The organism is Corynebacterium atrinae, assembly GCF_030408455.1.
GTDB lineage: Bacteria > Actinomycetota > Actinomycetes > Mycobacteriales > Mycobacteriaceae > Corynebacterium > Corynebacterium atrinae.
The window spans coordinates 369735-382131 of the sequence record NZ_CP046977.1 but is presented as its reverse complement, the minus strand read 5'-3'; the positions used below and the strand labels follow the sequence as shown (position 1 = coordinate 382131).

At 63.1% G+C, this 12397-nt stretch carries 6 protein-coding genes; 4 read left to right on the top strand and 2 right to left on the bottom strand.

The features are described from left to right. Positions 1 to 148 precede the first annotated feature (148 nt). The 4 genes from CATRI_RS01910 to CATRI_RS01895 all read left to right on the top strand — a co-directional run bounded on the left by CATRI_RS01910 (position 149) and on the right by CATRI_RS01895 (position 4395). Entirely contained in the window at positions 149 to 1177 is a 1029-nt protein-coding gene (locus CATRI_RS01910; protein WP_290219204.1) for an alpha/beta fold hydrolase, read from the top strand. A gap of 167 nt (positions 1178 to 1344) precedes the next feature. Next, on the top strand, positions 1345 to 3120 hold the full coding sequence (locus tag CATRI_RS01905) for a ribonucleoside triphosphate reductase (RefSeq protein WP_290219201.1): 1776 nt from the start codon (positions 1345 to 1347) through the stop codon (positions 3118 to 3120). Beyond that, the gene (locus CATRI_RS01900; RefSeq protein ID WP_290219199.1) at positions 3095 to 3757 is read left to right on the top strand and encodes an anaerobic ribonucleoside-triphosphate reductase activating protein; all 663 of its coding nucleotides are present in this window, start codon (positions 3095 to 3097) and stop codon (positions 3755 to 3757) included. Before CATRI_RS01905 ends, CATRI_RS01900 begins: the two co-directional genes overlap by 26 nt. Further along, positions 3754 to 4395 (top strand): DUF1707 SHOCT-like domain-containing protein, encoded by a 642-nt coding sequence (locus tag CATRI_RS01895; protein WP_290219195.1) that lies wholly within the window; start codon positions 3754 to 3756, stop codon positions 4393 to 4395. Before CATRI_RS01900 ends, CATRI_RS01895 begins: the two co-directional genes overlap by 4 nt. Before the next feature lie 218 nt (positions 4396 to 4613). Here CATRI_RS01895 and CATRI_RS01890 read toward each other — a convergent pair whose 3' ends face one another. Together CATRI_RS01890 and rpoB are read right to left on the bottom strand one after the other, a co-directional pair. Next, on the bottom strand, positions 4614 to 8624 hold the full coding sequence (locus CATRI_RS01890) for a DNA-directed RNA polymerase subunit beta' (RefSeq protein WP_290219193.1): 4011 nt from the start codon (positions 8622 to 8624) through the stop codon (positions 4614 to 4616). Between the two features lie 63 nt (positions 8625 to 8687). Beyond that, positions 8688 to 12191, bottom strand: coding sequence for a DNA-directed RNA polymerase subunit beta (gene rpoB, locus CATRI_RS01885; protein WP_290219190.1), 3504 nt, complete (start codon positions 12189 to 12191; stop codon positions 8688 to 8690). Positions 12192 to 12397 lie beyond the last annotated feature (206 nt).

Sequence of the window (12397 nt, the reverse complement as noted above, 5' to 3'; positions counted from 1 at the left end):
CGTAAACGTGCGAAAACCAGTCAGCCGCTCTCGCTGGCTTACTGGGAGGAATTCTCAAGCTCCCACAGTGGAGACGTGGGACTGATCGCTAACCCTACCTGAGGGAGTGGCCACGGCCCAAATCCCGGGTTTTGGCAGACTGGGAGCCATGAAGACTGCAGGAAAAATACTCGGCGCACTCCTCGCGTTTGCCCTCCTGCTTGGACTGAGTTACTGGGGCATTCTCTCCTACAACCTCCGCCACTACGCCATACCGTCGGAAGCTGGCGACGTGGTGAGCACCGACCGAGATTCCATCCTCCGTGCCCACGGCGGCGAGGCGGTTGATGGGGACTATCTACGCGGCATCCATTACGCCCCCGCGCAGCCTCAACATGCCGGGACCATCATCACCTTCGGCGGTTCGGAGGGTAGTGCCGCAGATTTCCAGGCTCGAGCCCTGAGCGAGCAGGGCTACCACACCCTGGCCCTGTATTTCTTTGGCCAAGACGGCCAACAGCCCACCCTGTCACAGGTCCCACTCGACTTCTTCGATGAGGCGCTGTCCTGGATCGGTGAGCGGGAGGAGCTAACTGCCGGGCCACTGACGGTCATCGGGACATCGAAAGGTGCGGAGCTGACGGCAAACCTAGCCGCCCGCTATCCCGAGATCGACAACATCGTGCTGTACACGCCCGGCGATCACACGTACTCCGGCCTTAGCTTCGATAGCCGGGAACAAGCCAGCAGCTTCACCTGGCGGGGCTCCGAAATACCCTTCGCCGCCTTCCCTTCCGATTTCCGCATCATGGCGCCCATGATGTTCCGGATGGCCCTCGGCCTACCCGTGTCCTACCTGCCCACGTATGAGGCCGCGGCTGCCTCGGCCGACCCGTCCAGCGTCATAGACCTGTCCGGCTTCTCGGGGCACGGCCTGCTCTTCGCCGGCGACCAGGATGCGATGTGGCAGGCAGCGACAGCTGCCCGCAACCTCGCGAACACCAACCCCCGCCTGGAGGCGGTGATCTACCCCAGCGCGGGCCACTTGTTCTCTGAGGATATTGCCGCGACGATCGGCCCCAGTTGGAAAACCATGCTGGGCGGCACCATCGAGGGCAACCGGCAGGCCAGCCGCGACTCGGGCGCCTTGTTGCGCGAGCGCCTTGCCGAGTGGCACTCCTCCCCCACTCAGGGGTAGGGCCCGCGCATGGAAGGGCCCCGCAAGATGCTCCTCCCTTCCCCCTAGACACCACCGCGCTACCCACAACATGTAGTGCCCCAGCGGACAATCGCGAGCAGATGTTGCACCTATCGCCGCGGTCACATTTACTTACAGATCTGTAATTCCAACTTATGGTTGATGCCGTGTCTTCCCATCGCATCGACCCCTCCGCCCTCATCGAGAACTACCTCGACCGCTCCGACTGGCGCGTCAACGCCAACGCCAACCAGGACTATTCCCTCGGCGGAATGATCCTCAACTCCGCTGGCGCGATCACCGCTAACTACTGGTTGGACAATGTCTTCTCCCCCGCCGCTGGCCGCGCGCACCGCGAGGGGGACCTCCACATTCATGATCTCGACATGCTGTCTGGCTATTGCGCCGGCTGGTCCCTGCGCCAGTTGCTGGAAGAAGGGTTCGGCGGGGTTCCCGGCACTACCTCATCGCTTCCGCCCCGGCATTTCACCTCGGCGCTTGGGCAGATCGTCAACTTCTTCGGCACCCTGCAAAACGAATGGGCCGGCGCGCAAGCATTCTCCTCCTTCGATACCTACCTCGCGCCGTTCATCCGGCTTGATTCCCTCACGTTCGAGCAGGTGCGCCAGTTCCTTCAGGAGTTCGTGTTCAACCTCAACGTCCCGTCCCGCTGGGGCACGCAGACCCCCTTCACCAACCTCACCTTCGATTGGGTCTGCCCACCGGACCTGCGAGATCAGGTTCCCTTCATCGGCAACGAGCCGGTTGGCTTCACCTACGGGGATCTCCAAGCCGAGATGGACCTCATCAACCGGGCGTTCATCGAGGTCATGGGCGAAGGCGACGCCGAGGGTCGCCCGTTCACCTTCCCCATCCCCACCTACAACATCACGCCCGACTTCGACTGGGATAGCCCCAATGCACAGGCGCTATTCGACATGACGGCCCGTTACGGACTCCCCTACTTCCAGAACTTCCTCAACTCCGATCTCGATCCCGGCATGATCCGGTCGATGTGCTGCCGGCTCCAACTCGATCTGCGCGAGCTGCTCAAGCGGGGCAACGGGCTCTTCGGTTCCGCCGAACTCACGGGCTCCATCGGGGTGGTCACCCTCAACTGCGCCCGCCTGGGCTACGTCCACGCGGGGGACGAAGCCGCCTTGTTGGCGGCGGCGACGGAGCTGGTGCGACTGGGCGTCGATACGCTTGAGCGACGGCGAGCTTTCGTGGCCGAGGCCCTCGACCGCGGCCTCTACCCGTACACGAAGCGCTGGCTGCCCAACCTGGACAATCATTTCTCCACCATCGGCGTCAATGGTTGCAATGAGATGATCCGCAACTTTACTTCCGGCGCCTACGATCTCACCGATCCGCAGGGGCACGCACAAGTCGCGCGCCTGCTCGATCACCTCAATGCCCTGCTGGTCACGGCCCAGGAGGAGACTGGACATCTCTACAACCTGGAGGCCACCCCCGCCGAAGGCGCGACCTACCGCCTGGCCAAGGAGGACCGCAAGCGCTTCCCCGACATCGTGCAGGCCGGATCGGACGAGGAGCCCTACTACACCAACTCCTCGCAGCTCCCCGTCGCGCACACTCCTGATCCCTTCGCCGCCCTCGCCGCCCAGGAGGACTTGCAGGCCAAGTACACCGGCGGCACCGTCCTCCACCTTTACATGGGCGCAGCCATGAGCTCGGGCGAAGCCTGCGCGGCGCTGGTGCGACGCTCCCTGGAGACCTTCCGTCTGCCCTACCTCACCATCACGCCGACGTTTAGCATCTGCCAAGACCACGGCTACCTCTCCGGCGAGCACCCCGCCTGCCCCTCCTGCGGTGAGCCCACCGAAATGTGGACCCGCGTGATGGGCTACTTCCGGCCGGTCCAAAGCTTCAACATCGGCAAGAAGGGCGAGTTCCGTGAGCGCGTCTACTTCCGCGAGTGACTTGCCGATCGCCGGGCTCATCCCCTTCTCGGCCACCGATTGGCCCGGCCGCCTCACGGCGACAGTGTTCACCCAAGGGTGCCCGCTGCGCTGCACCTACTGCCACAATCCACAACTTCAACAATTCCGTCCCGGCACCGTCTCCTGGCACGACGTCACCCAGCTTCTCGACGCCCGCCGTGGCCTCCTCGACGCCCTCGTCATCTCCGGCGGGGAACCCGTCAGTTCCCCAGCGTTGCCCTCCGCCATCCGCTCCGCGCATGCGCTGGGCTTCCCGGTAGGCCTGCACACCAGCGGCTACTCACCCAGCCGCCTGCGGCGCCTGCTGGCCGACCCCGAGACCACGCCCGACTGGATCGGCCTGGACATCAAGGGACTGCCGCCCGATCTACCGCCAGTGGTCGGCTGCACCCCGCGGGCGGCGGAAGCGATGTGGGAGTCCCTGGCGGTGGTGGCGGCGTCAGGTGTGGAGGCGCAGGTCCGGACCACGGTCTGGCCCGGGTCCGAGCTGGAGGCGCATCTGCCGAACCTGCAGGAACGCGTCGCCGACTTCGGCGCGGCACTGGTCGTCCAATGGGCCCGCGGTTGCGATGCCTCCGGGTTCTACCTAAACAAGACCGTAGTATCGATGGCATGACCGACAATCCGCACATCCGCGCCAGCGACGACGAGCGCAACCGGGTCATCGCCGCGCTCTCCGAGGCTTTCGCCCAAGGCCGCATCGATTACGCGGAGCTCGACGAACGCACCGAGCAGGTGTGGCGGTGCCTCTACCGCGAAGACCTAATCACTCCGCTGCAGGATCTCTTCCCCGATCCCACGGTGGTCCTCGAATCTGCTGTTCCCGCCGTCATACCCCAACGGGCCATCTCCCCGGCGTCCACCCAGGTCACCGACGAATCTGGCGGCAGCGAAATGTCGCTGTCCATGATGGGCGGCAGCGAAAAGTCCGGTGACTGGCTGTGTGCACCTCGGCACACCTCTCTCACCGTCATGGGCGGCAACTACCTCGACCTCCGCTCAGCCCGACTGGCATCTCGGGAAACTGAGATCGTCGCCGTCGCCGTGATGGGCGGAATCAAGATCGTCGTGCCCGAGGATGTCCGCGTCATCAGCAGCGGCCTAGGCATCATGGGCGGATTCGGCATCACCACGAGCAAAGACGTGACCACCCGAATGAACGACCTCCCCGCCGATGCACCTGTCATCCGCGTCTCTGGCGTCGGCCTCATGGGTGGGGTGGAAATCGTCCGCGAACCCAGGAAAGCCACGTAGCCACCGTTCGTGCGGCCCGCCCGAATAGTCCAAAACCCGCACTTCCTAACAACTCCGGGGTGAATCCCCCTTCGAAACCGCCCAAGTTGTTAGGAAGTGCCGGTTTCGCCGACTCAGTGGGCGTGCAACGAAAAGGCCCCACGGCCCCCTCCCGAAGGAGTGGAACCGTGGGGCCTTAAGCAGACCGAATGCAGGCTATGCCAGAAGCCTGCGACTTCCTAGAGCTGGAAATCCTCGTCCAGCGGCACGGATGCGCCGGTGAACTCGGCGTAGCCGTCATCACCGTAGATCGAGTCCCCGTAGGTGGGGATCGAGTAAGCGGCGTTGCGGGCAGCCTCGGTCGGCTTGACGGAGATGTTGCGGTAGCGGGAGATACCGGTACCGGCCGGGATCAGCTTACCGATGATCACGTTCTCCTTCAGGCCGATGAGCTGGTCGGAGCGACGGTTGATCGCAGCGTCGGTCAGGACACGAGTGGTCTCCTGGAACGATGCGGCGGACAGCCAAGACTCCGTAGCCAGCGAGGCCTTGGTGATGCCCATGATCTGGTCGCGCAGCTCGGCGGGCTGGCCGTCCTCGGCGCGGATCGCGGCGTTGACGCGACGTGCCTCGGACAGGTCAACCAGGGTGCCCGGCAGGAAGTCGGTGGAGCCGGCTTCGATGACGGTACCGCGGCGCAGCATCTGGCGAATGATGATCTCGATGTGCTTGTCGTGGATGGCCACACCCTGGGTGCGGTAGACGGCCTGCACTTCGTCGATAAGGTGCTTTTCGACGCCGCGACGACGCAGCACCCGCAGAACATCGTGCGGGTCGGCGGGTCCGCGCAGGATGCGCTCGCCCAGCTTGAGGTGGTCACCATCGCGCAGGGTGCGCTCGATGAACACGCCAGCGTTGTTCTCCATGGCGACGCGGATCTGGGCGAGGCCCTGTCGCTTGGACAGCTTCTCGTAGACCTTCTCCTCGGAACCATCGTCGGAGGTCAGCGTCAACCGGTAGAAATTGCCGTCATCCTCGAGGTGGACCGTGCCGTCGAACTCCGCAATCGGGGAGGCGTTCTTGGGCACGCGGGCCTCGAACAGCTCCTGGACACGCGGGAGGCCGCCGGTGATGTCACCACCGACACCACCCTGGTGGAAGGTACGCATGGTCAGCTGGGTACCGGGCTCGCCGATCGATTGGGCGGCGACAATGCCGACTGCTTCGCCGATATCAACGAGGTGACCCGATGCCATGGACTTGCCGTAGCACTTGGCGCAGACGCCGGTAGGCGTCTGGCAGGTGAGGACGGAACGGACCTTGACCTCGGTGACACCGTTGAGCACGAGCTCGTCGATACGCGCTTCGGTCAGCTCGTCGCCAGCGGCGTAGAGCTGCTCGCCGTCGGCACCGTTGACCTCGGTAGCCAGGACTCGACCGGAGACGGACGTCTCGACCAAGGGGTGGCGGGCGAAGCCGGTGACGGTACCTTCGGCGTCCTTGACCTCGATGGCGACCGGGACGCGAACGCCCTGGCGGGTGCCACAGTCGTCCTCGCGGACGATGACGTCCTGAGCCACGTCGACGAGACGACGGGTCAGGTAGCCGGAGTCTGCGGTACGCAGCGCGGTATCGGCCAGGCCCTTTCGGGAACCGTGCGAGTTGTTGAAGTACTCGAGAACGGAGAGGCCTTCGCGGAAGGAGGTCTTGATCGGTCGGGTGATGTAGTCACCCTTGGAATTCACGACCATGCCCTTCATGCCAGCCAGGGTCCAGATCTGACGCATGTTGCCGGCGGCACCGGACTTCACGATCATCGGAATCGGGTTGTCGTCGGGGTAGAGCTCCTCGACGGCCTTACCCACCTGGTTGGTTGCGTCCTGCCACAGCTCGACTAGGCGGTCGTAGCGGTCGCGTTCACGCAAAGCACCCTTGACCCAGTACTTGTCCTCGATCTCGCGGGCCTCGGCCTCGTAACGCTCGAGGATTTCCTCCTTGTTGGGGAGGACGAGAACGTCGGACATGGCGATGGTGACGCCGGAACGGGTGGCCCAGTAGAAGCCAGCGTCCTTCATCTTGTCCATCGTCTGGGCGACGGTGATCATCGGGTAGGTGGCTGCGAGGTCGTTGATGACGTCGCCGAGCAGGATGTTGCCGGCACCGCCACCCTTACGGACCATGACGCCCTCAAGGTAGGGGTAGTTCCACGGCAGGAGCTCGTTGAACATGACGCGACCAAGAGTGGTCTCCGCCATCCAGGTCTGACCCTGCTCCCAACCGTCGGGGAACTGCTCAGCCTCGATGTCAGCCGGGGGACGCAGGTGCGAGATCCGGACGTGGATCGGAGCCTGCAGACCTAGGACACCCAGGTCGCGAGCCATGATGGCCTCGGCGTAGGACGAGTAGACGCCCTGCTCCGGACCGTTCTCATCGGCCGGCTTGTAGGCGCCCTGGCCACCGATCTCGTTCTCGGACTTACCCATGGTCAGGAAGTACAGACCCGTGACCATGTCCAGGCGCGGCATAGCCAAGGGCTTGCCGGAGGCCGGGGACAGGATGTTGTTCGAGGCGAGCATGAGCACGCGAGCTTCGGCCTGGGCCTCGGCGGACAGCGGCAGGTGGACTGCCATCTGGTCACCGTCGAAGTCGGCGTTGAAGGCTTCACACGCGAGCGGGTGCAGCTGAATGGCCTTACCCTCGACGAGCTTCGGCTCGAAGGCCTGGATGCCCAGGCGGTGCAGGGTAGGTGCACGGTTGAGCATGACGGGGTGCTCGGAGATGGCCTCTTCGAGCACGTCCCACACCTCGGGACGCTGACGCTCGACCATGCGCTTAGCGGACTTGATGTTCTGCGCGTACTCGTTTTCCACCAGTCGCTTCATCACGAACGGCTTGAACAGCTCGAGAGCCATGAGCTTCGGCAGACCACACTCGTGCAGCTTGAGCTGCGGGCCAACGATAATGACCGAACGGCCAGAGTAGTCGACTCGCTTACCCAGCAGGTTCTGACGAAAACGACCCTGCTTACCCTTGAGCAGGTCAGACAGCGACTTCAGCGGGCGGTTGCCCGGTCCGGTGACCGGGCGGCCGCGACGACCGTTGTCAAAGAGGGCGTCGACAGACTCCTGCAGCATGCGCTTCTCGTTGTTCACGATGATCTCGGGGGCACCGAGATCGATCATGCGCTTGAGGCGGTTGTTGCGGTTGATCACGCGACGGTAGAGGTCGTTGAGGTCGGAGGTGGCGAAACGTCCACCATCAAGCTGGACCATCGGGCGCAGCTCCGGCGGGATCACCGGAACGCAATCGAGGACCATGCCAGCGGGGTCGTTGCCAGAGCGCTGGAACGCGGCAACGACCTTGAGGCGCTTGAGGGCGCGCATCTTCTTCTGGCCCTTGCCCTCGTTGATGATCGTGCGCAGCTCCTCGGCCTCGGCGTCGAGGTCGAAGTTGCGGATGAGCGTCTGGATAGCCTCAGCACCCATGCCGCCGGTGAAGTACTCCTCGTAACGGTCGACGAGTTCTTCGTACACGGTCTCATCGATGATCATCTGCTTGGGAGCAAGCTTGATGAAGGTCTGCCAGATCTCCTCAAGGCGGTCGATCTCGCGCTCCGCGCGCTCGCGGATGTGCTGCATCTCCTTGTCGGCGGCGGACTGCACCTTGCGACGGGCGTCGGCCTTGGCACCGGCGGCCTCGAGCTCAGCGAGGTCCTCCTCCAACTTGGCAGCGCGCTCAGCGATCTCAGCCTCGGCGTCAGCCTCGACGTCCTTCTTCTCCAGCAGCATGTCTGCCTCGAGGGTGGACTGATCGTTGTGGCGAGCTTCCTCGTCAACGGAGGTGATGATGTTGGCAGCGAAGTAGATGATTCGCTCCAGGTCCTTCGGAGCCAGGTCCAGAAGGTAACCCAGGCGCGAAGGAACACCCTTGAAGTACCAGATGTGCGTGACCGGGGCGGCCAGCTCGATGTGGCCCATGCGCTCACGACGGACCTTGGACTTGGTCACCTCGACGCCACAGCGCTCACAGATGATGCCCTTGTAACGGACACGCTTGTACTTACCGCAGGCACACTCCCAGTCGCGGGTAGGGCCGAAGATGCGCTCGCAGAAGAGGCCGTCCTTCTCCGGCTTGAGGGTGCGGTAGTTAATGGTCTCCGGCTTCTTGACCTCGCCCTTGGACCAGCGGCGAATGTCGTCGGCAGTGGCCAGGCCGATGCGGAGCTCTTCGAAGAGGTTTACGTCGAACACGTAACTCCCTTTCCCCTCCCGGCTGGGAGGGATTGAATGGCGAATATCGTCGATTGTGGTCTGTTAGCTGACGTCAGCGTCGGAGCGCTCGTCGTGGGACAGGTTGATGCCCAGCGAGGATCCAGCGGAGTCGAGCTCGTCGTCATCAGAACCAGACAGTTCCATCGGGGTGCCGTCGGCGGAGAGAACCTCCACGTTGAGGCACAGGGACTGCAGCTCCTTGAGGAGAACCTTGAAGGACTCGGGAATACCCGGGTCCGGGATGTTCTCACCCTTAACGATCGCTTCGTAGACCTTGACACGGCCGACAACGTCATCGGACTTGATGGTCAGAAGCTCCTGCAGCGTGTAGGCAGCACCATATGCCTGCATTGCCCACACCTCCATCTCACCGAAGCGCTGGCCACCGAACTGGGCCTTACCGCCGAGCGGCTGCTGGGTGATCATGGAGTACGGGCCGGTAGAGCGGGCGTGGATCTTCTCGTCCACCAGGTGGTGGAGCTTGAGGAGGTACATGTAGCCCACCGAAACGGGGTACGGGAACGGTTCGCCGGAGCGACCGTCGAGAAGCATCGTCTTACCGGTCTCGTCGACCATGACGTCGCCGTCACGGTTCGGGCGGGAGTTAGCCAGCAGGCCGGAGAGCTCTTCGTTGGTGGCACCGTCGAAGACGGGGGTCGCGGTGAGCGACCCAGCGGGGACGTCGTAAAGCTCCTCGGGGAGGGTCTTGATGAGCTCGGCGTTCTTCGGATCCTCAGGATCGACGGACCAGCCGGCTGCTGCCAACCAACCGAGGTGGATCTCCAGGACCTGGCCGATGTTCATACGACGCGGGACACCGTGGGTGTTCAAGATGATGTCGACGGGGGTTCCGTCGGCCATGAACGGCATGTCCTCCGGCGGGAGGATCTTGCCCACGACGCCCTTGTTGCCGTGGCGGCCGGCGAGCTTATCGCCGTCCTGGATCTTGCGCTTCTGGGCCACGTAGACGCGGATCATCTCGTTGACACCCGGAGCCAGATCGTCGTCGTCCTCGCGGGCGAAGCGACGCACACCAATGACCTTGCCGTTTTCGCCGTGCGGCACCTTCATGGAGGTGTCGCGGACCTCGCGGGCCTTCTCGCCGAAGATGGCGCGAAGCAAACGCTCCTCCGGGGTCAGTTCGGTCTCACCCTTCGGGGTGACCTTGCCGACGAGGATGTCGCCAGCGCGAACGTCGGCGCCGATGCGGACGATGCCGCGGTCGTCGAGGTCGCGCAGGACATCTTCGGAGACGTTCGGGATCTCACGGGTGATCTCCTCGGCACCGAGCTTGGTGTCGCGGGCATCGATCTCGTGCTCCTCGATGTGGATGGAAGTGAGGATGTCCTCTTCCACCACACGCTGGTTGAGGATGATCGCGTCCTCGTAGTTGTGGCCTTCCCACGGCATGAACGCAACCAGGAGGTTGCGGCCGAGGGACATTTCACCGTTGTGGGTACCGGGGCCGTCGGCGATAACCTGACCGGCCTCGACGCGATCGCCCATGTTGACCAGAGGGGTCTGGTTGTAGCTCGTGCCCTGGTTGGTGCGCTCGAACTTGCGCAGCAGGTAGGTGTCGCGGATGCCCTCATCGTCCATGATGGTGATGACGTCAGCCGAGACATTCTCCACCACGCCAGCCTTCGGGGTGATGACCATATCGCCAGCATCGTAAGCAGCGCGCTTTTCCATGCCGGTGCCCACGTACGGGGCCTCGGCGCGGACCAGCGGCACAGCCTGACGCTGCATGTTCGCACCCATGAGGGCACGGTTAGCATCGTCGTGCTCGAGGAACGGAATCATCGCGGTAGCGACGGAGACCATCTGGCGCGGGGACACGTCAATGTAGTCCACACCGTAACCGTCGGTGACCACGCCGATGGCGCCGTCCTTGAGGCGAACCTCAATGCGGTCAGCGGTGATGACGCCGTCAGCGTCGCGCTCGATGGAGGCCTGCGCAATGGCGTAGCGATCCTCCTCGTCGGCGGTGAGGTACTCGACAATGTCGGTCACTCGGCCGTCAACGACCTTCAGGTACGGGGTCTCAATGAAACCGAAAGCATTCACCCGGGCGTAGGACGCGAGCGAACCGATGAGGCCAATGTTCGGGCCTTCCGGGGTCTCAATCGGGCACATGCGGCCGTAGTGAGACGGGTGAACGTCGCGGACCTCAATGCCGGCGCGCTCACGGGAGAGACCACCCGGGCCCAGTGCGGACAGACGACGCTTGTGGGTCAGGCCCGACAGCGAGTTGTTCTGGTCCATGAACTGGGACAGCTGGGAGGTACCAAAGAACTCACGGATCGCGGCCGAGACCGGACGGACGTTGATCAGCGAGGTCGGGGTGATCGACTCAGCGTCCTGCGTGGTCATGCGCTCGCGGACGACGCGCTCCATGCGGGACAGGCCAACGCGGACCTGGTTTTGAATCAGCTCACCGACGGTGCGCAGACGACGGTTACCAAAGTGGTCAATGTCGTCGGTCTCCACCGGAATGATCTCGCCGGTCGGGGAGGTCATGGAACGCTCGCCGACGTGCAGGCGAACGAGGTACTCCAGGGTGGTGGCAATGTCCTCTTCGGTCAGCGTCATCAGACCGTCGTGGTCGCCGCCGAGGCCGAGCTTGCGGTTGACCTTGTAGCGGCCCACCTTGGCCAAGTCGTAGCGCTTCGCACGGAAGAAAGAGTTGTCCAGCAGGGAACGAGCAAGGTCGCGCGTGGGCTGCTCGCCCGGACGCTGCTTGCGGTAGATCTCCAGCAAAGCCTCATCGGTGTTGGCCACACCATCAGACTCGAGGGTGGACATCATGATCTCGGAGAAACCGAATCGCTCCTGAATCTGCTCAGTGGTCCAACCAAGGGCCTTGAGCAGCACCGTCACCGGCTGGCGACGCTTACGGTCAATACGGACACCTACGGTGTCTCGCTTATCGACGTCGAATTCGAGCCACGCACCGCGGGAAGGAATCACCTTCACAGAGTGCAGCGGTCGCTCCGTGGACTTATCAATCGTCTGGTCGAAGTAGACGCCCGGGGAACGGACGAGCTGAGAGACCACGACACGCTCGGTGCCGTTGACGATGAACGTGCCCTTCGGCGTCATCATCGGGAAATCACCAATGAACACCGTCTGAGACTTGATCTCTTGGGTTTCATTGTTAATGAACTCTGCCGTCACATACAGCGGCGCAGAGTAGTTAATATCTTTGTCCTTGCACTCATCAATAGAGTTCTTCACCGGCTCGAAGCGCGGCTCAGACAGCGACAACGACATATTCTCGGAGTAGTCCTGAATCGGCGACAACTCGTCAAGAATATCCTCGAGTCCACTGGTCAAGCGGGCTTCCGGCCCACGCTCCTCCTGATGGCGGGCACGCCACTCGGGCGTGCCAATCAGCCACGCGAAGGATTCACGCTGCAGGTCAAGAAGACCCGGAACTTCGATGGGCGCGGAGATCTTAGCGAAAGAATATCGCTTCGGGGCTCCGGGAATGTCGGTCACTGACTTGGTCTGGCGGGAGACTGCCAAGATGGGTCCTTCCAGCACCTCACGCGGGTGGCGACTGCTCTGGCTAACAATCGTCGAATCCGCTGGTAAAATTAGCATTCGGTCTGCTGTGGAATGGCCGCCCCCAGGTAGCACAAAATCACCTTGTCAAATCGACTTTTTCAAGCGACTCGATCAAGGTTGAGATGCCTACCAGAGACGAATTCCAGCGCAACGAAGTAGCCTATACCATCATCCACGACTTG